We start from the raw sequence: 24326 nt of genomic DNA, 5'->3' as shown, positions 1-24326 counted from the left end.
GGGCGTCAGCCCTGCTGGAGGAGGCGGTCGGCGGCGTTGACAGCGTTGTCGAGAGCCTGCTCGGGGCTCTCCTTGCCCTGGAGCGCCTTGGCCACCTCGTTGCGCAGCGCGGTCTTCATCTGGTCGCTGAACAGCACGGGCGTGTAGTTGACCGCGCTCTTCAGGGACTTGGCGGCGGCGATGCGCACCCTGGTCTCGTCGGTGCCGTCCTCCTTGGTGAAGTAGGGGTCGTCCAGGGAGCCGGCGGTGCTCGGGAAGATGGCGACCTTCTTGGCGAAGGACATCTGGTTCTGCGCGTCGGTGACGAAGTGCGCGAAGGCGACGGCCGCCGGGGTGTGCCTGGTGCGGGAGTTGACCATGACGCCCATCACGTACATGTTGACGTGCCCGGTGCTGGTGATCTGGTCGGTGATGCCGATGTTCCTGTAGAGGGTCGGCGCGTTCTTCTTGAAGTTGTCGAGGTCGAGGGCGCTGCCGGGGTTCATGGCGACGGCGCCGGTGAGGAACTTCTTGCCGGAGGACTCCGGGGTCGCGGTCAGGGCCTGCGGGTCGAGGGCCTTGGCGTCGTACAGCTCCTTGTATTTGGTGAGGAGTGCGACTCCCCTGGCGTCGTTGAAGGCGAAGGCGGTGCCCTGTTTGTTCATCAGGGTGACGCCGTAACGGCCGAAGTCCTCGATGGTGGGCACGTTGGCGAGGGTGGCGACCTTGCCGCCGCTCTTCCTCGCCATCTGCAGGGCGTCGGCGAAGAGTTCGTCGTACGTCTTCGGCGGCTGGTCGGGATCGATCCCGGCCTTCCGGAAGAGGGCCTTGTTGTAGAACAGCGGGCCGGTGTTCAGGTACCAGGGGAAGGCGTACGTACCGCTCATGCCCGGCACCTGGTGGCCGGCCCAGGCCCCGTCCAGGTACTCGGACCTGTACTTGCCGGCCGCCTTGTCGAGGTCGAGCGCCAGGCCGGCCCTGGCGAGCGGGGCGACCAGGTCCGGGGAGACGTTGACGACGTCGGGCAGGGTGCCGCCGCCGGCGTCTGCGCTGAGCTTGTCGGGATAGCCCTCGGCGGGCTGGTCGATCCACTTCACGTGCGTGCCGGGGTACTTCTTCTCGAAGTCGGCTATGAGGCCGTCGAAGTACGACTTGAAGTTCGCGCGCAGATTCCAGGTCTGGAAGGTGATGTCGCCCTCGACCTTGCCGGAGGCGTCGGTCGAGCCGCCGCCGTCGCCGCCCGAGCCGCAGGCGCTCAGCGGCAGGACGAGGGCGACGGCAGCGGCGGCGAGGGCTCTGCGAGACATGGGCACGGGACACGGCTCCCTTGCGGTGTCGGGCGGTGGGGTGGCGCGAGAGACCTTGCCCGCGCCATTCGAGGAAAGTCAATGCATTCCGCCCAACTAATGAAATCAGCCGTTCATCAGTGCAGGTCAGGGACGTTTGGCCGAGAGCTTGCGGTCAATTGCTAATGCGCTTTAGGCTCTTGACACTCAAGCGCATTAGCGAGCATCGTCACGAAGGGGGGAACGTGCCGACCAAACGGTCACCCGCACGCCGGCCCACGATGAAGGACATCGCCCGGCGGGCCGGCGTCTCCGAGAGCGCCGTCTCCTTCGCGCTCAACGACCGCCCCGGCGTCTCGGAGGCCACCCGGGCGCGGGTCCGCCGGGTCGCCGAGCAGCTCGGCTGGCGCCCCAGCACGGCCGCCCGCGCGCTGTCCGGCGAGGGCGCGGCCACGGTCGGCTTCGTCCTGGCCCGCCCCGCGCACACCCTGGGCGTCGACTCCTTCTTCCTCCAGCTCGTCTCCGGCATCCAGGAGGTACTGGCCGAGCGGCACCTGGGCCTGCTCTTCCAGGTCGCGAAGGACGTGAGTGAGGAGTGCGCGGTGTACCGGCGCTGGTGGGCGGAGCACCGGGTGGACGGCGTGCTGGTGGCCGACCCCCGCGCCGACGACCCGCGCCCCGGCCTGCTGGACGAACTCGGCCTGCCCGCCGTGGTGATCGGCGGCGCACCCGACGTACGGCACCCCGGCCTGTCCACGGTCTGGGCGGACGACGCCGGGGCGATGGCCTCCGTGGTGGACGAGCTGACGGCGCTCGGCCATCGCCGGATCGTGCACATCGCGGGACTGCCCGAACTGGCCCACACCCAGCGCCGTATCGCCACGCTGCGCGCGGAGGCGGAGCGGCGCCGGCCCACCGAGGTCCGCTCGGTCACCACCGACTACTCCGACGTGCAGGGCGCCGCCGTCACCCGCCGCGTCCTCGGCGACTCACCCGTTCCGACGGCCCTCATCTACGACAACGACGTGATGGCCGTGGCCGGCCTGGCCGCCGCCGCCGAACTCGGCTTCCGGGTACCGCAGGACGTGTCGGTGGTCTCCTGGGAGGACTCGGCCCTGTGCCGCATGGTCACCCCCCGGCTGTCCGCCCTCTCCCGGGACAGCGTGGAGTTCGGCCGCACGGCGGCACGCGAGCTGCTGGCCCTGCTGGACGGTGACTCCGCCCGCTCGGTGGGGGTGCCGGTGCCACGGCTGACGGGGCGGGGAAGTACGGGGCCGGTGCCGGGCAACGTGCCGACGGAACAGGCTTCTTGAGCCACCGGCCCGTCACTGCGATGGGCCGTCCGGCTGACGCTGTCACGGGGAGGGGGGCGGGGACGGGCGGCTTGGACGAGGAACGGGGACGCGGGCGGCTGTGGGTCATGGACATCACGGATCCCGTCGCGGCCGACCGCATCCCCTTCACCCGCGCCCCGGCCGCCGACCCGGGCGTCCCGCCGGCGGTCAGGGCCAAGGCCGCCGCCCTGCTCACCGAAGACCTCGGCGAGGAGGGCCGGAACATCCTGCGCGACCTCTCCGGCTCGCACACCGCCGGCCCCGGGGCCCACCTCGCCGCCGCCTCCGCCGGGGACGGACTGGACGTGGACAACGAGGCGGTGGCCGCGTACCGCAGGGTCCTGGAGTCCGAATCGGCGAAGCCCCCGCACCGCGTCCGGGCGGCACAGGGACGCGCGGCGTACCGCCCGGTCCACGACCTGACCAGGGAAGTCCTGAGGGCGGTGCCGGCCGTCACCTCCGCCCCCGTCCCCGCCCGCGTCGAGGCCGCCCGGGCGCTGCTCGGGCCCGCCTGCTCAAGCCCGCCAGCTCACCTTGAACACCCACACGTACCGTCCCGCGTTCCGCGCGGCCTCCGGTACGTCGATGACCAGTGAACCGTTCGTGACGGTCCAGGTCAGAGGCCGGTCGTAGCCGAGCATGGTCACCTTGTCCCCCGCCCGCACCGGCACCGGCGCCTCGACGATCAGCCTCGCGCCCGGGCGGGCCAGCGAGTGGACGTAGAACGCCTCGTCCGGGCGGACCGTGAAGCGCAGGTCCTCCCCGAGCTGGGCCGTACGGGACCAGTACGTGGTGTCGTACACCGCCTCCCCGTTGACCTTGAGCCACTCCCCCGTCTCCCGCAGCCGGGTCTGCATGATCTCCGGAATGGTGCCGTCGGCGCGCGGGCCGATGTCGAGGAGGAAGTTGCCGTTCTTGGAGACGATGTCGACGAGGCTGTGCACGACCTCCTCGGCCGTCATGTAGGCGTCGTCCGGGGTGGCCCGGTTGTAGCCGTAGGAGCGGGGGTCGAGGCCCCGGCTCGCCTCCCACTTGGCGACGACCGTGTTGGCGTACGTCGTGTACTCGGGCGTCGTGAAGTCGTGGAAGGCGATGCCGGAGCGGTCGTTGACGGTCACGTCGACCGGCCGGGCGCGGTTCTTCGCGTGGTTGAAGTACTCGGCGAGGACGTTGGCGCTGTCGTTGTCGCCGCCGATGTCGCACCAGATGATCTCCGGGTCGTAGCCGTGGATCAGTTCGAGCATCTGCGGGGCCTGGTAGTCCCTCACATAGTCCTTGCCCGCGGTGTATCCGGTGTACGGGACCGGCTGCAGGGTGTACGGATTGCGCGGAGGGTGGCCCATCCAGGGGTGGTCGGGGTTGAACCACTCGGGCATCGAGAAGTACAGGCCGCGGTGGAGTTCGGGGGTGTGGCGGCGGCTCGCGTCGAAGAGTTCCCTCACCAGGTCCCGTTTCGGGCCCATCTTCGCCGCGTTGCGGTCGGAGACCTTGGTGTCCCACAGGGCGAAGCCCTCGTGGTGCTTGGAGGTCAGGACGTGGTACTGGGCTCCGGCGTCGCGGAACAGTTCCACCCAGGCGCGCGGGTCGAAACGCTCGGCGGTGAAGCGGGGGATGAAGTCGTCGTAGGCGAAGTCCTCGCCGTAGGTGGTGCGGTGGTAGGCGTACGTGGGGTTGGCCGGGTCCTGCATCTGGTCCCAGTACCACTCGGCGTACTGCACGCCGACCGGCGCCCACGCGGGCACCGAGTAGACGCCCCAGTGGATGAAGATGCCGAACTTGGCGCCCTGGAACCAGTACGGCGCCCGGTGGCCGGAGAGGGAGGCCCCGGTCGGCTGGTAGTCGGCGACCCCGAGCACCAACTCCGCCTGGTGCGAGGCGGCTTGGGCGCCACCGCCGCGGACGGTCACCGTGCCGCCCTGCCGGGTCCCGGGTGCGGTGCCCGTGCGGTTGCGGATGCCGACCCGGACGCGGGCCTGTTCACCGGGGTCGAGACGGCGGACGCGGGCGGGCTCGACGGTGCGGGCGCCGGCGACCTCGACGCGTACGGACACGTCGTCGCCGGGCAGGATCGGGACGGTGCCCGCGTTGACCACGGTGGCCTCGACGCTCTGGGCACCGGTCGCGTCCATGAGGGAGTTGGTGGAGTGCGCCTCACGCAGGGCCAACGCCCGCCCCTGGGCGACGGGTTGCAGGGAGAGCGCGAAGACGTGCAGGGAGGTCTTGTTCGCCGCGGCCGGGTTGGTGACGGGCAGGGTGACGGCGACCGCCTCGCGCCGCGGATCGGTCCACACCTCAGACGTCCCGATCCCGACACCGTGCTCGTCCTTGGTGCCGTCCGGCTCGTAGCGGTACGGCGCCGAGAGCGGGCCGCCGGCCGAGTACCAGTCGGCACCGCTCAGGCCGGCGGTGGTGGTGGAGCCGTCGGCGTAGTGGACGGTGGCCGTGCCGGTGGCGTTGCCGTAGCTGCCGGCGGTCAGGAAGACGGCCGACAGGTAGCGGCCCCGGGGCAGTTCGATGCGCTGGCCGAGTGCGACGACGTTGTTGTGGGCGCCTGCCGCCGCCCCGGGGAAGTCGAAGGGGACGCCGTCGACCTCGACGCGGCCCGCGGGCAGTTCCTCGCCCGGGAACGTGTAGCCGGAGCCGTCGAAGTCGCCGCCGCGCGCGGAGGCCGTGTCGATGCCGTCGTTGTCGAAGAAGGCGTCGAGCGGGACGGGTACCGGGTCGGGGACGGTGGCCCAGGGGCCCTGCTGCCCGGCGGCCCGAGCCGGTGTCGTGAGGGTGAGCGGCAGGGCGGCAGCGGCGGTCACACCGACTGCCGCGCCCAGGACCGTACGTCTGGGACACGTGCTCATGAGCGGCTCCCACAAACTCCGATTCATCGGACGTCTTGATGATTGTGTGGCGCCAACAAGCCTGTCAACGGGCCTGCACGATACGGAACTTGACCCATTGATCGGATGACAAGCGCGTCGCCGGGAACGAGCTCTCGACGTACCGCCCCCGACCAGGCACAGTTCTCCCTGCGCCGTGATTCGTACCAGCGAGTAGCCGACGACCGAGCGAGACCGAGCGAGGAGTGCCCGTGGGTGACTGGGCCGGGCGGAGTGCCGCCGAGATTGCCGCCGCCGTACGCGAGAAGCGGGTGACACCCCGGGAGGTGGCGGCCGGGCATCTCGCCCGGATCGAACGGCTCGACGGCCGGATCGGGGCGTTCCGGAAGGTGCGGGCCGCGGCGGCGCTCGCCGAGGCCGACGAGGTGGCCTCCCGCGCCGATCTGCCCGAACTGCCGCTCGCGGGCGTACCGGTGGCCGTGAAGGACAACCTGGCGGTGCGCGGCGAGTCCCACCGTGACGGCTCCGCCGCCACCCCCGACACCCCGGCCGCCGAGGATCATGTCACGGTGGCCCGGCTGCGGGCGGCCGGCGCGGTGGTCGTGGGCCTGACGAACGTGCCGGAGCTGTGCGTGTTCGGCACGACGGAGGGCGCGTTCGGCACCGCCCGCAATCCCTGGGACACCTCCCGCACGGCGGGCGGCTCCTCCGGCGGCAGCGCGGCCGCGGTGGCCGCGGGCCTGGTCCCGATCGCGCTCGGCAACGACGGAATGGGGTCGCTGCGCATCCCGGCCGCGAACTGCGGCCTGGTCACACTGAAGCCGGGGCACGGCGTGGTGCCGGCGGGGATCGGCAACGGCGACTGGTTCGGCATGGCGGAGAACGGCCCGCTGGCCACGACGGTCGAGGATCTGCGGCTGATGCTGGGCGTCCTGGCGGGCGCCGAGGTCCCGGGTGCGGCGGAGCCCCCGCGCCGGCGGATCGCCGCGGCCGTGCGCAGTCCGCTCGCCGGTGTGAGCGTGAGCAAGCCGTATACGACCGCGGCCCGCGAGGCCGCCGGGGTGCTCACGCGGGCCGGGCACCAGGTGCGGCGGGCCGAGCCGCCGTATCCCCTGTCGCTGGGCGTGACCGCGCTGCGGCACTGGACGGCCGGGACCGCGGTCGACGCCGAGGGCCTGGACCGGGCGCTGCTGGCCCGGCGGACCCGGGTGCACGCGGCGATCGGCCGGCGGTTCGTCGGCCCGGTGGGCACCGGGGACAGTCGTGAGCGCCTGCGCGCCCGGCTGACCCCCTTCTTCACCGAGTACGACGTCCTGCTCACCCCGGCCCTGGCCCGGCGCTCCCCCGAGGCCGGCCCGTGGCACGAGCGCGGCTGGCTGCGCAACGTCCTGGCCAACACCGCGTACTCCCCGTTCACCCCGCCCTGGAACCTGACCGGCTGGCCCGCGATGTCGGTTCCGTTCGGCACCCTTCCCTCGGGCGCCCCCTGTGCCGTGCAGCTCGTGGGCCGCCCGGGTTCGGAGGCCGTGCTGCTGGAGCTGGCGGAGGAACTGGAGACGCTGCGCCCGTGGCGGCGGACGGCGCCGGTGGCCGGTTCCTGAGTCCCGGCCGCGCCGGTTCGAGGCCTATGCGAGCGACCGGTACATGATGTGCAGGCCCACCCTGCCGTGCCGGGGATGGTCGTACGCCCCCGGGACCGTGCCGAGGACGGTGAAGCCCAGGGAGGTCCACAGGGCGACGGCGGGGTTCGTCTCGACCACGGCGTTGAAGACCATCGCGCGGTAGCCCTGGGCCCTGGCCTCGGCCAGGACGTGTTCGGCGAGGGCGCGGCCGATGCCCTCGCCCGTGCGGTCGGGGTCGACCATGAAGCCGGCGTTGGCGACGCGGGCGGCGGGACCGCCGTAGTTGGGGGTGAGGTAGGCCGAGCCGACCACGGCTCCGGTCGCGTCCTCGGCGACGTAGACCCGCTTGGCGGGGTTCATCCAGAGTGCGCGGGCGTCGTCCTCGGAGGTCTCGGGATCCCAGGCGTAGGTTTCGGCGGCGGCGACGATCCGGTGCCAGAAAGGCCAGATCCGCGGCCAGTCGTCAGCCACGGCTTCTCTGATCAGCATGGGCGTGAGTCTGTCAGGTCACGCCCATGTGTGCGGCGGTCGTGAGGGGTCCGGCCCGAGGGTCAGTCCACGCTGGGCAGGATGTGGGGTTCGGCGAGGTCGTCCTCGTAGCCCGCCAGGCGGATCGGGGCGGACCGGGCCCACACGTCGAGGCTGCCGAGCTCTCCAGGCCGCCGGCCCACGCGTTCCGTGCGTTCCTTGGGACGCTGATCGCGATTCGTCTTCTCCGGTGTCACCGCGCACTCCTTATGTGTCGGTTCACCCTCGGGGGGCCTGCCGGACAGCTTGCGCTCCGGCACTCGGCGCCCGCTCGGGTCTGGTTGGAAGGCCAGTTCGGACGCGGTGGCGCCGGTACGGACGTGTGGGTCTGGGTGGGACCCGGTACTGCTGTCCGTCCCCTCCAGATTACCCAAATGAGCGGGCTTGCGCTCGATCGGGAGTGCAAACAAGGTGTAACTATCAGAAGTCGTTTCGCCCCCCAATACCTCCTAATATGCGGCCATTTACCTTGCGGCGCATCACCCGGCCGTCGGGCGAATCACCCACTCGGGCTACTTGCGGCTCAGTTCAGGTGCCGTTGGCCGGGGCGCAAGGTCGCAATGATCTGCTGATGAGCGGGAACGGCTGTCTCGCGGAAGGACTGACGCATGGAGCTGCGCAGCGTCGAGGAGCTGATGGATCTGCTGTACGCCGGCCGGCACCAGCACGCGCTGAGAACCGCCGCGCTGCTGCGCCGCAGCCGCCCCGCCGACAAGGAGCTCCAGGTGGCGGGGCTGGTGCACGGCATCGGGCCGGTGCTGTGCCCGGGTGACGAGAGGGGCCGGGCGCTCGGCGCGGCCGAGGCGGTGCGCTCCCTGCTCGGGGATCGGGTGTTCCGGTTGGTCCGCGGGGACGCGGGCCCGGCCGACGACGATGTGCTGCGATTGCGCCAGGCCGACGAGGAGAGCCGTACGGCGGGGTTCGACGCGGGCGTCCTGGAGGACTGGCGCACGGTGCTGGAGCTGGTGGCGGCCCGCCACTCCCGGCTCGGCGCCGTGGACTGACACCCGAGGCGCTCGTCTCGCGGGTGACTGACCGCCCGTCGCGGAAGTGCCGGCGCGAAGTGCCCGAGAACAGGACGGCTACGCGTCGGCCCGACGGCCCCGCAGTCCCGCTGGGGTCGGCCGATGGATCACCACCAGGAAGAACACGTCACCTGCGCACCGTCACCACTTGCCCGGCGCGTAGTCCTTCAGGAAGACGCCGTACAGGTCCTCGCCCGCCTCGCCGCGCACGATCGGGTCGTAGACACGGGCGGCGCCGTCGACCAGGTCGAGGGGGGCGTGGAAACCGGCCTCGGCGAGGCGCAGCTTGTCGTAGTGCGGGCGCTCGTCGGTGATCCAGCCGGTGTCGACGGAGGTCATGAGGATGCCGTCCGCCTCGAACATCTCCTCGGCGCTGGTCCGCGTCACCATGTTCATGGCCGCCTTCGCGGCGTTGGTGTTCGGGTGTCCGGCGCCCTTGTAGCCGCGACTGAAGACGCCTTCCATCGCCGAGACGTTCACGACGTACGCACGCCCGCTGGCCGCCTTCTTCGCGGCGTCGGCCATGGCCGGGCGCAGGGCGCTGATCAGGATGAACGGCGACGTGTAGTTGCACAGCTGGGTCTCGAGCAGCTCGACCGGCGAGATCTGGTCGATGGTCTGCACCCAGGTGTTGGTGTCGACGACGTCCGGGACGAGGCCGCCGGCGTCGATGGCGGTGCCGTCGAGGTGCCGGGCGACACTGGCGTTGCCCGCGACCAGGGCGAGGTCGGCGACCTTCTGGGCGTCCAGGCCGCTGGTGCCGACGGGCAGCGCGGCGATGCCGTCGACGGCACCGGAGTTGAAGGCGCCGATGACGTGGTGGGCGGGGAGTTCGCCGGCGGGCAGCGGGGCGCTCTCGCCCTCGACCAGGGCCGCGTACGCGGAGGGCAGGCGGCGTACGGTCTGGGTCGCGTTGTTGATCAGGATGTCGAGCGGGCCCGCCTCGGCGACCTGCTCGGCGAGGGCCACGGCCTGGGCGGGGTCGCGCAGGTCGATGCCGACGACCTCCAGGCGATGGATCCAGTCCGCGGAGTCCTCCATGGCCTTGAAACGGCGGATGGCGTCCTTCGGGAACCGGGTGGTGATCGTCGTGTGCGCGCCGTCGCGCAGCAGCCGCAGGGCGATGTACATGCCGATCTTGGCGCGGCCGCCGGTGAGCAGGGCGCGCTTGCCGGTGAGGTCGGCGCGGGCGTCCCGCTTGGCGCGGTTCGTGCGGGCGCAGTCCGGACAGAGCTGGTGGTAGAAGTAGTCGACCTCGACGTAGCGGGCCTTGCAGGTGTAGCAGGAGCGGGGGCGCTGGAGTATGCCCGCGATCCTGCCGGCCTCGACCTTGGAGGAGGGCAGGATGCCCTCGGTCTCGTCGTCGATGCGCTCCGCGGAGCCGGTGGCGGTGGCCTCGGTGACGGCGCGGTCGTGTGCGGTCTTGGCGGCGCGGCGTTCCTGGCGGCGGCGCTGCTTGACCGTACGGTAGATGTGCGAGGTGGCCCGGCGGACCTTGATCGCGTCCGGGTGGTCGACCTCGATCTTGTCGAGTTCCTCCAGCACGCTGAGGCAGACGGCCAGCCGCTCCGGGTCGATACCGGGGCCGTAGACCCCTTCCTCCAGGGCCATGGAGGCCATGGAGCCGTCCTCTGTCACCGTCATCGCGCTGCCGTTTCCCTGATCACCCGCGCGGCGCTCCGACTCGCGCCCGCTTTCGAACGGGGAATTTTACGGAGCTCACCGGCCTACCGCCAAACCCGCACGGACCAGCAGCGAAACCCACCCGCTCGCCCTGCCCCTCCGCCGCACCGGCGCCGTCCCCCTCACCTACACCGCAACGCCCTCCCCGCCCCCGACCAGCCGCGGCCGCCGACGGCGCACCCGCACCGCGGGGGCCACCCGCACCCGGCGACGAGAGCCGCACGGGTGCGGACGGGAACCCCGTCCCGGCCGGAGGCCGTATCAGACGTCGCACGCCGCCAGCAGCGTCGACACCTCGGCCGACACCGCGTGAGCGAACCGGTCGAGGTCCGGCACGGCCTGCGCATCGGCGACCAGCCCGTAGTGGACACGGCCGCGATACGTGGAGATGGCCACCGCCAGCGACTGCCCCGGTGCGAGCGGCGCCAGCGGGTACACCTCGCTCAGTTCGTGCCCGCCCAGCCGCAGCCCCAGCCCCGGCAGCGGCACGCTGGTGACGAGGATGTCGAACCACAGCCGGGCCGCCTGCCCGACGAGCGGCCCGCCGAGCCGGTGGCCGAGGGCCGGGACGTGATCGGCGAGCAGCGCCACCGCACCCGCGCCCCGGTTCGGCCCCGCGTCCTTGTTGCGGAGCATCGCGGTGCGCACGGTCCCGAGCCGGCCGAGCGGATCCGACTCGTCCACCGGGAGCCGTATCAGATAGCCGGAGAGCCGGTTGCCCTGTGGGTGCGCGGTGCGCGGGCGCCGCCGGGAGACGGGGATGAGCGCGCGGGGCGCCACGCCCTTCGTGCAGTCGCCGCGTTCCTCCAGCCAGCGGCGCAGGGCCCCGGCGACGACGGCGATCAGCACGTCGTTGACGGTGCCGCCGGCGGTCTTGCGCACACGGTGCACGTCGTCGATGTCGAAGACGACCCCGGCGGTGCGACGGGTGCCGGTCGAGGCGGAGGTGAGCGCGGAGACGGGCCGCATGCCGAGGGTGGACCGGGCGAGGGAGGCGCCGATGTCCAGGGCCCGGCCCACGTCGGACAGCGCGCCCTTGACCAGCCCGGGGACGAGCCCCGGCAGCTTGCGCACGTCGGACAGCAGCCCGCGCGGCGGCTCGATGGCGCGCGGCGCCCGCTCGGGCAGGTCCACCGGGTCGAGGACGCCGGCGGCGAGCTTCAGCGCGCGCAGCCCGTCGGCGAGGGCGTGGTGGAACTTGAACAGCACGGCGAAGGACATCCCGTCCTCGCCGGGCAGCACATGCGCCTCCCACGGCGGCCGGCCCCGCTCCAGCGGGCGCTCCATGAGCCGGCCGGCGACGGCGTGGAAGTCGGGGGTCGGGGCGTGCAGCCGGACGTGGTTCAGCGGGTCGAAGTCCGGGTCGGGCTCACGGGTGGCGCTGCCGAAGGCGAGCGGCTGCCACACGTCGCGGATGCGCAGGCGAAGCCCGGGCACGGCGGCGGCGCGGGCGGCGAGCAGGTCGGCGGCATGGGCACCGGCGGTGGGCGAGTGCGCGCCGAAGATGCCGAGCGCGCCGAGGTGCATCGGATGCCGGTCGGACTCGATGTTCCAGAACGCCAGGTCCAGGGGAGCGAGCAGGTCGGAAGTCAAGGGCTTGCCTCACGCGTCGACGACGGGCGGATCTGAAGTCACTCGCAGTCAATCTCTGCCGCCCGATTACGGTCAAGTACGATCAGGCTACGCTCAGTTAACAGCAGATTAAGTCCCGCCTCCTCCGAAAGAGACGGGACGCAGGTGGAACGTGAGGTCACTTCAGCACGGGTTGCGCCGAGCCGGGTGACGTACCCCACTCAGACGGGCGCGGGCCGACCGTGAACGCGAGCGAGCGCAGGGAGCGCAGCGCACCCGTCGTCAGATAGGTCTGGCCGTGCGGTGTTCCGTCGGTGCGGACGGTCTGGATGTAGCGGTCGGTGGCGGAGGTGCCGGGCGCGGCGACGGTCAGCCGGCCGCCCGGCCAGTAGCGGCGGTCCAGGGCGAGGTCGACGCGGTCGAAGACCGGTGTGGACAGGCCCCAGGTGCCGTAGCCGGGCTGGATCGGGAACAGGCCGATGGACGACAGCACGTTCCAGGCGGACATGGTGCCCAGGTCGTCGTTGCCGGTGATGCCGGTGGGCCCGTCGGTGAAGAGGGTCAGGGCGGCGTGCACCACGTCGGTGGTCTTCCACGGCTGACCGGTGGCCAGGTAGGTGTACGGCGCGATGAGGTCGGGCTCGTTCATCGGGTTGTACTTGTCGGCGTTGTAGTACGCGTACGCGTCGCCGTGCACCCACACCTCGCGGGCCGTCTTCGCCGGGTCGGCGAGCAGCCGGTCGTAGGCGAAGAAGGCGTCCAGCCGGTCGTTGGCCGCGCGCTCGCCGCCGATGAGCCGCACCATGCCGGGCACGTCCTGCGGCACGAGCCACTGGTACTGCCAGGCGGTGCCCTCGTGGAAGCCGGTGCCGAGCGCCGGGTCGGCCGAGCCGGTGAAGGCGCCGGAGGTGTCGCGGGCCCGGAAGAAGCGGGTCGTGGGGTCGAAGATGTTCCGGTAGTTCTGCGCCCGTGCCGCGTAGCGGGCGGCGTCGGCGTCGTGGCCGAGGCCGCGCGCCATCTGGGCCAGCATGGCGTCGGCGAGGGCGTACTCCAGCGTGACGGAGGCACCGTGGTGGTAGTCGGAGTCGCCCATCTTGGCGTACGGCCGGTCCTTGTCGAACGGGGCGAAGCCGTGCGCGAGGTACTCGGCGTTGGCCTCCCGGCCGATGCCCGGATACACGACCGGAGGAACGCCGTCGGCGTTCTTCTTCAGCGCGCGGTAGACCCGCTCCTCGAAGCCCTTGAGCAGCCCCGTCTGGTAGGCCGTGGTCAGGAACGGGGTGACCGGGTCGCCGCTCATGATGTTCGTCTCGACCGGGCCGTAGCCCCACTTGGGCAGCCAGCCGCCGTCCTCGTCGACCGCGAGGACCGAGCGGGCCATGTCCCGCGCCTCGCGCGGGGCGAGGAGCGCGAGGAGCTGGGCCTGGGTGCGGTAGGTGTCCCACAGCGACCAGTTCTGGTAGTACGTGAAGCCCTGGGCCCGGTGGACACGGCGGTCCCAGCCGAAGTAGCGGCCGTCGGCGTCGCTGCCGGCGTTCGGCGCGAGGAAGGACCGGTACAGCGAGGAGTAGAAGGTCCGCCGCAGCGCACTCGTGCCGCCCTGGACGCGGACGGCGGCCAGCCGCCTCTCCCACGCCTCGCGGGCCCGCTCGCGCACCGCCTCGAAGGACCGTGCGCCCTCGGCGGCCAGGTTGCCGGCCGCGCCGCGCGCGTCGACGTACGACAGGGCGGTGGTCGCCTCGACCGTGCGGTCCTTGGTGGTGTCGAAGCGGACGTAGGCGCCGCCGGGTCCGCTGCGGGAGCCCGGGGTGAGCGTCCCGCCGTCCCAGGTGCCGTATGCGGTGAAGGGCCGGCTGAAGCGGGTGATCGTGTGGACCGTGTAGGGGCCGGTGTCCCGGCAGAAGCCGTGCCCGGTGATCTCGGTGCGCACGGTGTGGTCGTCGAGGATCTCGACGGAGCTGGAGACCCCCTTGTGCAGCGACTGGGCCGCGTTCAGCAGGACGTTGGCCTTGTCGGTGGCGGGGAAGGTGTAGCGCTGCACGCCGGTGCGCTCGGTCGCGGTCAGCTCGGCACGGATGCCCGAGGAGAGGCCGACCCGGTAGTAGCCGGGGCTCGCCGTTTCGTCCTGGTGCGAGAAGCCGGCCGCGTACCGGGTGTAGTCCGTCTGCGTGACCTCGCCGGTGGTGGGCAGCACGGGCAGGTCGCCGCCGATGCGGCAGCCGACGCCCGAGAGGTGGACCAGGGAGAAGCCGCGGATGCGGTTCTGTGTGTAGTCGTAGCCGGTGTTGTGCCCGGTGTCCGGGGAGAACTGCACCATGCCGAAGGGCACGGCCGCACCGGGGAAGGTGTTGCCCTCGTCCTGGCTCCCGATGAACGGGTTGACCAGGTCGGTGAGGTGGCCGTCGGTCCGCTGGGCGGCCCGTGCGGCGGGGGTGGCGATCAGCGTGGACGCTGCCATCACCCCGGCCAGGCACAGCCGCGTGCGCCGGGTCCCTCTCATGTCGCATGACCTCCGCAGGTTCGACATCGATGTCTGAATCCTGAAGGTCGAACGACTCAGATCCGGGCAAGGTACGGCGATCGGATCAAACGCGTCGCGCCCGGCACGGGCCGGATGATGACAGTCCGTCAGAGAGCCTGCGTGAACCCCTCGTGGCTGCGGGCGAAGCCCGGTGCGGCGTGGAAGCGGTGCGCGTCCGCACGGCTCTTGTCGCTGGTGAGCTGGACGAGTCGGCAGCCTCGCGCGCGTGGCCGTGCCACGGCCCGCTCCATCAGGCTCCGGCCGAGCCGCCGCCGCGCCGGTCCGCGCGGATGCGCACCACCTCGATCAGCGCCCGCTCGGCACCGCCCTTGCCGAGGCCCGGGACGTACGTCGCCTGCAGACAGCCCACGACCGTGCCGGTGCCGGCCTCGGCGGGGACCGGCACCTCGTTGCGCGGGTCCTGCTCGATCGCCGCGAAGGCGCGTTCGCAGGCCTCCGTCACCTCGATGGCCGCCGGGCCCACGACCCTCTCCTCGTCGGCCGGCAGCGCGAGAACGGCGGACAGGCCGGCTCGGGTCGCGGGCCGGAACACCAGCGCGGCCGCATCGGACACGGGGCCGCCCCTAACCCGCGCTGCCGGGCGGGTCCCAGGGGTGTGGTTCCGGGACGACGTCCTCGAGCTCGATCAGATCCTCGGCCGCGGCGTCCAGTTCCCGCCGGTCGTACTCCGTGAGGAAGGGGAACAGGGCTCCGCAGTCGCGGCAGGCGCGCCCGAGGGAGGCCACGAACTCCGGCCGGGGCTTGAACATTCCCGGTCGGCGGAACCTCAGCCGCAGCCGCTCGAACCGCCTCTCCCCCGAGAAGAGCTCGCCGACCGGGCTCAGCCGGTCGGAACCGCATATGGCGCATCGCATGCCGCGGACTCTATCCCTAGGGCACCCGCTGCCCCTTCCCGAGGGCGATCACCCCGCCCTTGGACACGGTGTACAGCTCGGTGTCCCGTTCCGGGTTGACGCCGATGGTCGCGCCGGGCGGGACCTCGACGTTCTTGTCCAGGACGGCACCGCGCACCACCGCGCCCCGGCCTATGCGCACGTTGTCGTGCAGCACCGAGCCCTGGACCACCGCGCCCGGGTCGACCCGTACGCCCGGGGAGAGCACCGACCGGGTGACCTGACCGCGGATCAGGCACCCCGCGCTGACGATGGACTCGCTCGCGATGCCACCCGCGCTGAAGCGGGCCGGCGAGAGCTGGCCCGAGTGGGTGTAGATGGGCCACTGGCGGTTGTACAGGTTGAACGCGGGCCGCTCGGCGATGAGGTCCATGTGCGCCTCGTAGTAGGCGTCCAGGGTGCCCACGTCCCGCCAGTAGCCCTGGTCACGGGTGGTCTCGCCGGGCACGTGGTTCTCGCCGAAGTCGTACAGCTGGGCCTCGCCGCGCAGGGTGAGCTGGGGCAGGATCGAACCGCCCATGTCGTGCACCGACTGCTCGTCCTCGGCGTCCCGGTGCAGCGCCTCGATCAGGGCCTTGGTGGTGAAGACGTAGTTGCCCATCGATGCGAAGACGGTCTCCGGGTCGTCCGCCAGGCCCGGCGGATCGGCGGGCTTCTCCAGGAAGCGCTGCACCGTACGGCCGTCCGAACCCGGCGTGATCACCCCGAAGGACGAGGACTCCACGCGCGGCACCCGGATGCCGGCCACCGTCACGCCGGCCCCGCCGTCGATGTGCTGCGCGAGCATCTGCCGCGGATCCATGCGGTAGACGTGGTCGGCGCCGAACACGGCCACGTACTCGGGCTGTTCGTCATGGATCAGGTTCAGCGACTGCAGGATCGCGTCGGCGCTGCCCAGGTACCAGCGCGGGCCGAGCCGCTGCTGGGCCGGGACCGGTGTGACGTAGTTGCCGAGCAGGCTGGACATCCGCCAGGTGGTGGTGATGTGCCTGTCCAGCGAGTGCGACTTGTACTGGGTCAGCACACAGATGCGCAGCACGTCGGCGTTGACGAGGTTGGACAGGACGAAGTCGACGAGGCGGTAGGTGCCGCCGAAGGTGACGGCTGGCTTGGCGCGGTCGGCGGTCAGCGGCATCAGCCGCTTTCCCTCACCGCCCGCCAGTACGATCCCGAGTACGGAAGGCCCTCCACGACGCATGGCCGCTCCCCTCACCCTGGTTGAACCATGGCTGCCCCGAGCGGACGGGACTAAGCCTGCTTGAGGATCTCCTCGTACAGCGCGGTCGTGCGCCGGGCCACCGCGTCCCAGCCGAACTCCCCCACCGCGCGCTCCCGTCCGGCCTCCCCCATCCGCGTGGCCGCCTCCGGGTCGCCGAGGACGGCGTCCAGGGCACCCGCGAGACGCGTCTCGAACTCCTCGTCCACGTCGACCAGCACACCGGTGCGGCCGTCGTCCACGACCTCCGGGATCCCCCCGACCCGGGAGGCCACGACCGGGGTGCCGCAGGCCATCGCCTCCAGGTTGACGATGCCGAGGGGTTCGTACACCGACGGGCAGACGAACACGGCCGCCCGGGTGAGGAGTTGGATCACCTCGGGGCGCGGCAGCATCTGCGGGATCCAGAACACGCCCGCGCGGATGCGGCACAGCTCCTCGAACAGCTCGCGGAACTCGCGGTCGATCTCGGGGGTGTCGGGGGCGCCCGCGCACAGCACGACCTGGACGCCCGGGTCGATGTCCCGTACCGCGCACAGCAGATGGGGCACGCCCTTCTGGCGGGTGATGCGGCCGACGAACAGGACGTACGGGCGGGCGGGGTCGATGCCGTGCCGGGTGAGGGCGTCGGTGCCGCGGTCGGGCCGGTAGAGGTGGGTGTCGATGCCGTTGTGCACGACGTGGACGCGGGCCGGGTCGAGCGCCGGGTAGCAGGCGAGGATGTCCTCGCGCATGGCGCCGGACACGGCGATCACCGCGTCGGCGGCCTCGACGGCGGTGCGTTCGGCCCAGCTCGACAGCGCGTATCCGCCGCCCAGTTGCTCGGCCTTCCAGGGCCGCAGCGGCTCCAGCGAGTGGGCGGTGAGCACGTGCGGGACGCCGTACAGGAGCTTGGCGAAGTGGCCGGCGAGATTCGCGTACCAGGTGTGGGAGTGGACGAGTTCGCGGCCTTCGAGGGCGGCGGCGATGGACAGGTCCACGGAGAAGGTGCGCAACGCGTCGTTGGAGCCGTCGAGCGCGGACCAGGAGCGGTGGCGTACGACGCCGACGCCGCGGCCCTCGCCCCAGCAGTGCACCTCCAGGTCCACCAGGGAGGCCAGCTCCCGGGCCAGGAACTCCACATGGACACCGGCGCCGCCGTACACGTCCGGGGGGTACTCCCGGGTCAGCAGTCCCACACGCACCTGACAACCCCCTTGTACCTGCGGCAGGTTCCCTTCATGGTCACCCAGAAGCGGCCCCTGGGGAAGAGCGCGGCGGCCGGGTGAAGCAACAGTCGCCGCAGACCCCGCCGCCGGGCACCCGGTAGTACAGGCAGCAGCTGCGGCGGCGGAAGGCGGTGCCGGCGCGGGTGCCGGTGGTGCGCAGGAGGGGGTGCGCGAACAGCGCGTCCGTCAGGGCGCGGACCCGTCCGGCCACGTCCGTACGGTCGTGCGCGCGGGCCCAGTGGTCCAGTTGCCGGGCCGCTCCGGCGAGCGCTGAGCCCGCGTTGCCCCACAGCAGTCCGGGAGCGCTGCCGTAGCCGGCGCTCAGGGCCTCCGCCAGGGGTTCCAGGTGTCCGTGCAGCACGGCGGCGGCCAGGCCGGCGGCGTCGCCGGGCCGCGGGCGCAGCTCGGACAGGTACAGGTCCTCGGGGGCGGGGGCGAGCGGATCCCAGCGCAGCAGGCGCGGGTCGAGGTCGGGCAGCCGGCCGTACAGGGCGGCGCAGCCGAGGGCCGCCGACCACAATCGGGCGGCCAGGCCCTGCTGGGCGATGGAGGCTGCCACGCGTGGCTCGCGGGTGCCGAGCCGGTCCGCGACCACCGCCACCCGCACCGCCAACGGATCCGACGTCACCCGTTCGTAGGTCTCGGCGAGGGTCGGCAGTTGCCCGGGATCCGGTCCGCCGGCGGGTCCGGCCGGGCCCGGGACCGTCCGCAGGACGAAGAAGCCGCCGAGCGGGCGGAGGGCGGCGAGAGCAGGGTCGAGGTCCACAACGAGTACTGCTACCAGGCGCGTTCCCCGGGCCCTGCACGGGGTGTCCGTCTCGCGTCACCCGCCGCGAGGATGATCGCGCGACGGGTGTACTCCATCGGCAGTAGGACGCATTGCGTGCTCAGGGACGACGACGGGAAGAGGGCGGCCGGGCAGAGTGTTGGCCATGGAAGCCGACCGTACGTCGCGCCGGGCTCAGGGCCCTCGCCGCCCGCAGAGGAGACGCCGATGAGCGCCCTCGCCTTGTCCGTGCTGCTCTCGTTCGTGTCCGCCCTCGCCTACGCGGCCGGCGCGATCGTGCAGGAGCAGGTGGCGCTCTCCTCCCCCGGCAGCGCGTACCTGCCGCTGCGGCGGCCCGGCTGGTGGGGATCCCTGGCGCTGAACGGTCTCGGCGGCGTGCTGCACGTGGTGGCGCTGGCCTACGGCCCGCTCAGCCTCGTACAGCCGCTCGGCGCGCTGACCATCGTGTTCGCCCTGCCCATGGCGGCGCTGTGCGTCGGCCGCGCGGCCGGGACGACCGCCTGGCGCGGCGCGGTCATGGCCACCGTGGGCCTCGCCGGGCTGCTGGCCCTGGTCGGCTCCTCCGACAGCCACTCCCTCGACGCGGCCCAGCGGGTGGCGGTGGCCCTGGTCACGGGCGGCGCGGTCGTGGCGCTGATGTGTGCGGGCAGGGCCGCGCACCGGCACCCGGCGGTGCGCAGCGTGCTGCTCGCCACCGCCTCCGGCATAGCGTTCGGCATGTCGTCGGTGTTCACCAAGACCGTCGCCGTCGACTGGACGCACGGCATCGACCTGGGCGACCTGCCGTCCCTCGCGGTGATCGCCCTGTTCGCCGTCGCCGGTGTCCTGGTGTCGCAGGCCTCCTACCGGGGCGGTGGCCTCGCCGCGCCGCTGGCCACGCTCACCGTCGTCAATCCGGTGCTGGCGGCCGCCGTCGGCATCCTGATGTTCGGCGAGACGTTCCGCTACGGCGGCGCGGGCACCGCGCTCGCCGTGAGCTGCGGGGTGGTCGCGGCCGGCGGCCTGATCATGCTGACGACCGAGCGGATCGAGCGGGCCGAGCCGCCCGCCCTGTTGGACGGCGGCCCGGAACCGGTCTCCGCCGCGGAAGCGCTCCCGGACCTGCCCCAGCAGCGACGGGCGGCGGCACAGGCCGAGCCGGGACGGCGCGTTCCCGGGGCCGACGGCGCGTCCGACGCGCCGGTGCCGCGGGAGATGCTCGTGCCGGGTCCGGGCGCCGGCCTGGTCCCAGGACCGCGCGGCGGCCTGGTTCCGGGCCCGGGCGGCTGCGGCGAAGCGCCGGACGCCCGCTCGCTCCCCGCGTCGTACCTCGCGCTGCCCGCGTGCGTCGGGGCACCGCTGCCGGTCCTCGACGCGCACGGCACGTGCCTCAGATCCTGACGCCGCCGGCCCGCAGATAGGCGAGCGGGTCGATGTCCGTACCGAAGCCGGGTCCGGTCCGCACCTCGAAGTGCAGGTGCGGGCCGGTGACGTTCCCGGTGGCTCCGGAGCGGCCGATGCGCTGGCCCGCGGCGACGTTCTGCCCGATCCGTGCCGAGATGGCCGACAGGTGGCCGTACTGGGTGTAGCGGCCGTCGGCGTGCCGGATCACCACCTGGTAGCCGTAGGCGCCGCCCCAGCCCGCGGCCACCACCTGCCCGGCCTCCGCGGCCTGCACGGAGGTGCCGGTCGGCACGAGGAAGTCGACGCCGGTGTGGTAGCCCTTCGACCAGTGCGAGCCGGCCACGCGGTAGCCGGTGCCGATGGGCGCGTCGACCGGGGGGACGAGCGTACGGCCGGTGCTCTTGGTGGTCTTGGTCCGGTGCGGTGCGGTCCGGTGCTCCGAAGGGTCCTTCTTCTCCGGGGACTTGGTGCCGGCGGCGGTACCGCGCAGGCTGAGCCGCTGGCCCGGCAGGATCAGATCGGGATCGGCGCCGACCGTCGTGCGGTTGCGGGCGTACAGCCCGCGCCAGCCGCCGCGGACGTGGTGCTCGTCGGCGATGCCGGAGAGGGTGTCGCCATGCACCACGGTGTACATCTCGGCCCGGCCCGCGCGGGACTGCGGGGTGGTGTGCGCCTGTACGTCCTTCAGTGCGGCGCTCTTCGCGGGGCGCACGGTGGTGCTGTCGGTGTGCACGCCTGGGTCCGCGTCCCCCCGGGTCAGCCCGGCCCGCACCGAGCAGACCGGCCAGGCGCCCGGCCCCTGCCCGTCGAGGACCTTCTCGGCGACGGCGATCTGCTGGTCCCCGGTCGCGAGGTCGGCGCGCGGGGCGTACCGGGTGCCGCCGTACGCCTCCCAGGTGGACTGGGTGAACTGCAGGCCGCCGTAGTAGCCGTTGCCCGTGTTGATGCTCCAGTTACCACTGGACTCGCAGGCGGCGACCTTGTTCCAGGTGGAGGCGTCGGCCGCGTCGGCCGTGCCGGCGGCGACCAGCGGGATCGCGAGGCCGGCGCCGCCCGCCGTGACCGTGAGTGAGGCGCGGTTGATCCTGTTCGGCTGGTACCGGCGATGCCGGCCGCGTACGGCCATGTCCGAATTCCCCTCGGCATGCGTCAGGAGGGGGCAAAAGTAAGCGCCGCGAACAGGCCATGACAAGACGGAAAACCGGCCTCCCGCACCGCCCAAGTGGCCGGGAACGGCCCCCGCTTGGCCCGGATCGCCGGAGACTGAGGCCGAGGGCGGCGTGCGTGCGTACAAAGGCATGGCGGGTCGGATGTGCGCTCGCCGTGGCGGCACGTAAGGATGGGCGAGGACCCGTACTGACGGAGCCGTAGTCACGAGGCAGCTAGGGAGCAGGCGGTATGAGCACTTCAGCGCAGATCGGTGTCACGGGCCTCGCGGTCATGGGCCGCAACCTCGCCCGGAACTTCGCCCGCAACGGCTACACGGTCGCCGTGCACAACCGTACGGCGACGCGGATGAAGGCGCTGGTGGAGGAGTTCGGGAACGAGGGTGACTTCATCGGGGCCGAGACCGCAGAGGAGTTCGTGGCGGCGCTGGAGCGCCCGCGCCGCCTGGTGATCATGGTGAAGGCGGGCGAGCCGACGGACGCGGTGATCCAGGAGTTCGCGCCGCTCCTGGAACCCGGCGACATGATCATCGACGGCGGCAACGCGCACTTCGCGGACACCCGGCGCCGGGAGCGGGAGCTGCGCGAGCGGGGCATCCACTTCGTCGGCACGGGCATCTCCGGCGGCGAGGAGGGCGCGCTGCACGGGCCGAGCATCATGCCGGGCGGCTCGACGGAATCGTACGCGTCGCTGGGCCCGATGCTGGAGAAGATCTCCGCGAAGGCGAAGGACGGCGCGCCCTGCGTCACGCACTGCGGTCCCGACGGCGCCGGACACTTCGTGAAGATGGTCCACAACGGCATCGAGTACGCCGACATGCAGCTGATCGGCGAGGCCTACCAGCTGCTGCGCGATGTCGCCGGGTACTCCCCCGCCGAGATCGCGGAGATCTTCCGTACGTGGAACACGGGCCGCCTCGACTCGTACCTGATCGAGATCACGGCCGAGGTCCTGTCCCACGTGGACGCGGCGACGGGCAAGCCGTTCGTGGACGTGGTGGTCGACCAGGCCGAGCAGAAGGGCACCGGCCGCTGGACCGTCCAGATCGCGCTGGACCTGGGCGTTCCGGTGTCCGGCATCGCCGAGGCCGTCTTCGCGCGCTCGCTGTCCGGTCACGCGAAGCTCCGCGAGGCCTCGCAGGGGCTGGCGGGCCCGAACGCCGTACCGCTGGGCAAGGAGGAGGCGGCCGCCTTCGCGGACCGGGTGGAGCAGGCGCTGTACGCGTCCAAGATCGTGTCGTACACGCAGGGCTTCCACGAGATCGCCGCGGGCAGCGAGGAGTACGGCTGGGACATCGACCTCGGCGCGGTGGCCTCGATCTGGCGGGGCGGCTGCATCATCCGGGCCGCGTTCCTGGACCGGATCCGCGCCGCGTACGACGCCCGCGCCGATCTGCCGAGCCTGCTGTCGGACGAGACCTTCGCGCGCGAGATCGCCGAGGCGCAGGACGACTGGCGCGAGGTGCTGATCGCCGCGACACAGCAGGGGGTGCCGACGCCCGGCTTCGCGGCGGCGCTGGCGTACTACGACGCGCTGCGGGCACGGCGCCTGCCGGCGGCTTTGACGCAGGGGCAGCGGGACTTCTTCGGGGCGCACACGTACCGGAGGATGGACCGGGAGGGTTCGTTCCACACCTTGTGGGGTGGGGATCGGTCGGAGGTGTCCGCCTGAGGCGTTCGCCTGGGGGCGGGGGGACCCTCGGCCGGCGTGTGCGGATGCGTCGCTGGTCGCGCCCACGCGGCGGAGCCGCATATCGACAGGGCCCCGCGCCCCTTCCGGGCGCATGCGTGCCCGGCGTTGTCAGGTGAGGGGTGGGCCCGGCTCGGGGTTCGGTACGGGTTCCGGGCCGGGCGGGATCGGAGACGGTGACGGCTCCGGCGGGCCGGGTGCCGGGGGTGCCGGGGGCGGAGTCGGGTCGGGGCCCGGTGGCGGTGGTGTGGGCTGGGGGCCCGGTGGGGGTGGGGTCGGCTGGGGGCCCGGCTCGGGCGGAGGCACGGGGCTCGGGTAGGGGTCCGGTGTGGTGGGACCCGGACCCGGTGTCTGTCCCGGGGAGACCGGGGAGGGATGCGGGTTCGTCATGGCGTCCTCCGGGCAGTCGCTGAACGTCGCCTCTGGACTACTCCCCCGCCTACCCGACCCCCGCGCGGCCACTCACCCGACAGGACGAGCCGCCGCCCGCCCAGAGCCACGGGCCGCCCTCGCACCCGGCGAGGGCGGCCGGCTCGCGGCTCAGGCCCGGACGGCCTGCGGGCTGCGCTCCTGGTCCGTGCCGGGCACCGGCTCGGAGGGGTCGGCGCCGAGGGAGACGATCCGGTTGCCGGCGTCGACATGCACGACGCGCGGCTTCAGCTCCCGTGCCTCGGCGTCGGTGACCTGGGCGTAGCTGATGATGATCACCAGGTCCCCGGGATGCACGAGATGGGCGGCCGCCCCGTTGATCCCGATCACCCCGGACCCGCGCTCGCCCTCGATGACGTACGTCTCCAGCCGGGCGCCGTTGGCGATGTCGACGATGTGCACCAGCTCACCCGGCAGCAGGTCGGCGGCGTCCAGCAGGTCGGCGTCGATGGTCACCGATCCCACGTAGTGCAGGTCGGCCTGGGTGACGGTGGCGCGGTGGATCTTGGATTTGAACATTGTACGAAGCACGGAGAAACTCCCGGTTTGTCTGCTCCCTGCCCGCTTGTTGCAGGTCAAGGGCGATGCTCGGAGGCTACAACGTTTCGCGTGTGCGGTCAGCTGTCGCCGGGTGTTCGAGGACTCACGCTGACCCGTTGCTGACTTTTCTGACGGCGCGCCAGTGGCATGAGAAGGTCGTCCGCCACAACGTTGGTGGCCTTCACCGGCCCCACCATTGCGCATCGACCAGGAAGCGCTCGACCACATTCGGCATGCCGGACTTCAACACTCGCGATCCGAGGCGGGCGATGGTGCGCGCGTCGACGGAGCCATCCACGCGCTCGCAAGAGAAGTCCAAAGCGCCGCTGCGGATCGTCCCCTTGTCGGCCGTCGTCCTTCACCGGGTACCGGCCTGCGCTGGTGGCGCTGCGGCGCGGAGGCCGACGTCTGCGTCCTCGGCATCGTGTCCGAGGACGGGGTGGGAATGATCGCTGTCGGTCGAGTCGGCCTCGCCGTTGGTCCGACGCCCGGGGCAAGTTCGACCCGCGCGTAACCAGGCCGTCGGCGCGCGACAAGGCGCTCGGTCCGCTGCCCGGTGCCTCAGGCGGGCGGGCCCGGCCCGAGGAACGTCTCGCTCATGGAGAGCCCGCC

General features: G+C 72.3%; 21 protein-coding genes. 6 read left to right on the top strand and 15 right to left on the bottom strand.

Annotated elements, in window-relative coordinates:
• Window positions 1-5: 5 nt before the first annotated feature.
• Window positions 6-1292 carry an ABC transporter substrate-binding protein gene (locus ACWGJ5_RS00440; RefSeq protein WP_453307577.1) on the bottom strand — a complete coding sequence of 429 codons (1287 nt, stop codon included), beginning with the start codon at window positions 1290-1292 and terminating at the stop codon, window positions 6-8.
• A 218-nt stretch (window positions 1293-1510) separates the two neighbouring features.
• Here ACWGJ5_RS00440 and ACWGJ5_RS00435 point away from each other — a divergent pair, with 218 nt between their 5' ends.
• Together ACWGJ5_RS00435 and ACWGJ5_RS00430 are read left to right on the top strand one after the other, a co-directional pair.
• Window positions 1511-2578, top strand: coding sequence for a LacI family DNA-binding transcriptional regulator (locus ACWGJ5_RS00435; RefSeq protein WP_453307576.1), 1068 nt, complete (start codon window positions 1511-1513; stop codon window positions 2576-2578).
• Between the two features lie 71 nt (window positions 2579-2649).
• Window positions 2650-3195 (top strand): hypothetical protein, encoded by a 546-nt coding sequence (locus ACWGJ5_RS00430; protein WP_453307575.1) that lies wholly within the window; start codon window positions 2650-2652, stop codon window positions 3193-3195.
• On the opposite strand, the gene ACWGJ5_RS00425 is transcribed toward ACWGJ5_RS00430, so the two are convergent.
• Window positions 3115-5451, bottom strand: a complete 2337-nt coding sequence (locus ACWGJ5_RS00425) for an alpha-L-fucosidase (RefSeq protein WP_453307574.1) — start codon at window positions 5449-5451, stop codon at window positions 3115-3117. The genes ACWGJ5_RS00430 and ACWGJ5_RS00425 overlap by 81 nt on opposite strands.
• A 230-nt stretch (window positions 5452-5681) precedes the next feature.
• Between ACWGJ5_RS00425 and ACWGJ5_RS00420 the strand changes: the two genes are divergently transcribed.
• Window positions 5682-7031, top strand: a complete 1350-nt coding sequence (locus ACWGJ5_RS00420; protein ID WP_453307573.1) for an amidase — start codon at window positions 5682-5684, stop codon at window positions 7029-7031.
• A gap of 24 nt (window positions 7032-7055) precedes the next feature.
• Here the strand turns inward: ACWGJ5_RS00420 and ACWGJ5_RS00415 are convergent, their stop codons facing one another.
• Together ACWGJ5_RS00415 and ACWGJ5_RS00410 are read right to left on the bottom strand one after the other, a co-directional pair.
• Window positions 7056-7541, bottom strand: coding sequence for an N-acetyltransferase family protein (locus tag ACWGJ5_RS00415; RefSeq protein ID WP_453307572.1), 486 nt, complete (start codon window positions 7539-7541; stop codon window positions 7056-7058).
• Window positions 7542-7603: 62 nt separating this feature from the next.
• Window positions 7604-7777: a hypothetical protein gene (locus ACWGJ5_RS00410; protein ID WP_184966741.1), complete on the bottom strand. Its 174-nt coding sequence runs from the start codon at window positions 7775-7777 to the stop codon at window positions 7604-7606.
• 411 nt (window positions 7778-8188) lie between these two features.
• On the opposite strand from ACWGJ5_RS00410, the gene ACWGJ5_RS00405 reads away from it, so the two are divergent.
• On the top strand, window positions 8189-8584 hold the full coding sequence (locus ACWGJ5_RS00405; protein ID WP_453307571.1) for a hypothetical protein: 396 nt from the start codon (window positions 8189-8191) through the stop codon (window positions 8582-8584).
• Window positions 8585-8746: 162 nt separating this feature from the next.
• Here ACWGJ5_RS00405 and ACWGJ5_RS00400 read toward each other — a convergent pair whose 3' ends face one another.
• The 9 genes from ACWGJ5_RS00400 to ACWGJ5_RS00360 all read right to left on the bottom strand — a co-directional run bounded on the left by ACWGJ5_RS00400 (window position 8747) and on the right by ACWGJ5_RS00360 (window position 18485).
• Window positions 8747-10249, bottom strand: a complete 1503-nt coding sequence (locus ACWGJ5_RS00400) for an SDR family NAD(P)-dependent oxidoreductase (protein ID WP_453307570.1) — start codon at window positions 10247-10249, stop codon at window positions 8747-8749.
• 300 nt (window positions 10250-10549) lie between these two features.
• Window positions 10550-11881, bottom strand: a complete 1332-nt coding sequence (locus ACWGJ5_RS00395) for a wax ester/triacylglycerol synthase family O-acyltransferase (protein WP_453307569.1) — start codon at window positions 11879-11881, stop codon at window positions 10550-10552.
• Between the two features lie 157 nt (window positions 11882-12038).
• Window positions 12039-14360, bottom strand: a complete 2322-nt coding sequence (locus tag ACWGJ5_RS00390; protein ID WP_453307568.1) for a GH92 family glycosyl hydrolase — start codon at window positions 14358-14360, stop codon at window positions 12039-12041.
• Window positions 14361-14488: 128 nt separating this feature from the next.
• Window positions 14489-14620 (bottom strand): hypothetical protein, encoded by a 132-nt coding sequence (locus ACWGJ5_RS00385; protein WP_453307567.1) that lies wholly within the window; start codon window positions 14618-14620, stop codon window positions 14489-14491.
• Window positions 14621-14631: 11 nt separating this feature from the next.
• The gene (locus tag ACWGJ5_RS00380) at window positions 14632-14955 is read right to left on the bottom strand and encodes a hypothetical protein (RefSeq protein ID WP_453307566.1); all 324 of its coding nucleotides are present in this window, start codon (window positions 14953-14955) and stop codon (window positions 14632-14634) included.
• A gap of 10 nt (window positions 14956-14965) precedes the next feature.
• On the bottom strand, window positions 14966-15256 hold the full coding sequence (locus ACWGJ5_RS00375) for a hypothetical protein (RefSeq protein ID WP_453307565.1): 291 nt from the start codon (window positions 15254-15256) through the stop codon (window positions 14966-14968).
• A gap of 16 nt (window positions 15257-15272) precedes the next feature.
• Entirely contained in the window at window positions 15273-16493 is a 1221-nt protein-coding gene (gene glgC, locus ACWGJ5_RS00370) for a glucose-1-phosphate adenylyltransferase (protein WP_453307564.1), read from the bottom strand.
• Between the two features lie 50 nt (window positions 16494-16543).
• Entirely contained in the window at window positions 16544-17695 is a 1152-nt protein-coding gene (gene glgA, locus ACWGJ5_RS00365; protein ID WP_453307563.1) for a glycogen synthase, read from the bottom strand.
• 40 nt (window positions 17696-17735) lie between these two features.
• Window positions 17736-18485: a (2Fe-2S)-binding protein gene (locus ACWGJ5_RS00360; protein WP_453307562.1), complete on the bottom strand. Its 750-nt coding sequence runs from the start codon at window positions 18483-18485 to the stop codon at window positions 17736-17738.
• A gap of 228 nt (window positions 18486-18713) precedes the next feature.
• Here ACWGJ5_RS00360 and ACWGJ5_RS00355 point away from each other — a divergent pair, with 228 nt between their 5' ends.
• Window positions 18714-19886: a DMT family transporter gene (locus ACWGJ5_RS00355; RefSeq protein WP_453307561.1), complete on the top strand. Its 1173-nt coding sequence runs from the start codon at window positions 18714-18716 to the stop codon at window positions 19884-19886.
• Here the strand turns inward: ACWGJ5_RS00355 and ACWGJ5_RS00350 are convergent.
• Window positions 19876-21015 carry a transglycosylase family protein gene (locus ACWGJ5_RS00350; protein WP_453307560.1) on the bottom strand — a complete coding sequence of 380 codons (1140 nt, stop codon included), beginning with the start codon at window positions 21013-21015 and terminating at the stop codon, window positions 19876-19878. The two genes, ACWGJ5_RS00355 and ACWGJ5_RS00350, sit on opposite strands and share 11 nt — an antisense overlap.
• Before the next feature lie 272 nt (window positions 21016-21287).
• Here ACWGJ5_RS00350 and gndA point away from each other — a divergent pair, with 272 nt between their 5' ends.
• Entirely contained in the window at window positions 21288-22727 is a 1440-nt protein-coding gene (gene gndA, locus ACWGJ5_RS00345) for an NADP-dependent phosphogluconate dehydrogenase (RefSeq protein ID WP_453307559.1), read from the top strand.
• A 558-nt stretch (window positions 22728-23285) separates the two neighbouring features.
• On the opposite strand, the gene panD is transcribed toward gndA, so the two are convergent.
• Window positions 23286-23705: an aspartate 1-decarboxylase gene (panD, locus tag ACWGJ5_RS00340; RefSeq protein ID WP_228619529.1), complete on the bottom strand. Its 420-nt coding sequence runs from the start codon at window positions 23703-23705 to the stop codon at window positions 23286-23288.
• Between the last annotated feature and the right edge of the window lie 621 nt (window positions 23706-24326).

The organism is Streptomyces sp. NPDC054783, assembly GCF_053611725.1.
This window is presented reverse-complemented; position numbering and strand designations above follow the sequence as displayed.

What these genes read in the sequence shown, in the direction of transcription:
- ACWGJ5_RS00425 (WP_453307574.1), bottom strand. Translation starts at nt 5,451, where the DNA reads ATGAGCACGTGTCCCAGACGTACGGTCCTGGGCGCGGCAGTCGGTGTG.
- ACWGJ5_RS00415 (WP_453307572.1), bottom strand. Translation starts at nt 7,541, where the DNA reads ATGCTGATCAGAGAAGCCGTGGCTGACGACTGGCCGCGGATCTGGCCT.
- ACWGJ5_RS00405 (WP_453307571.1), top strand. Translation starts at nt 8,189, where the DNA reads ATGGAGCTGCGCAGCGTCGAGGAGCTGATGGATCTGCTGTACGCCGGC.
- ACWGJ5_RS00400 (WP_453307570.1), bottom strand. Translation starts at nt 10,249, where the DNA reads ATGACGGTGACAGAGGACGGCTCCATGGCCTCCATGGCCCTGGAGGAA.
- ACWGJ5_RS00390 (WP_453307568.1), bottom strand. Translation starts at nt 14,360, where the DNA reads ATGAGAGGGACCCGGCGCACGCGGCTGTGCCTGGCCGGGGTGATGGCA.
- ACWGJ5_RS00375 (WP_453307565.1), bottom strand. Translation starts at nt 15,256, where the DNA reads ATGCGATGCGCCATATGCGGTTCCGACCGGCTGAGCCCGGTCGGCGAG.
- glgC (WP_453307564.1), bottom strand. Translation starts at nt 16,493, where the DNA reads ATGCGTCGTGGAGGGCCTTCCGTACTCGGGATCGTACTGGCGGGCGGT.
- ACWGJ5_RS00355 (WP_453307561.1), top strand. Translation starts at nt 18,714, where the DNA reads ATGAGCGCCCTCGCCTTGTCCGTGCTGCTCTCGTTCGTGTCCGCCCTC.
- ACWGJ5_RS00350 (WP_453307560.1), bottom strand. Translation starts at nt 21,015, where the DNA reads ATGGCCGTACGCGGCCGGCATCGCCGGTACCAGCCGAACAGGATCAAC.
- gndA (WP_453307559.1), top strand. Translation starts at nt 21,288, where the DNA reads ATGAGCACTTCAGCGCAGATCGGTGTCACGGGCCTCGCGGTCATGGGC.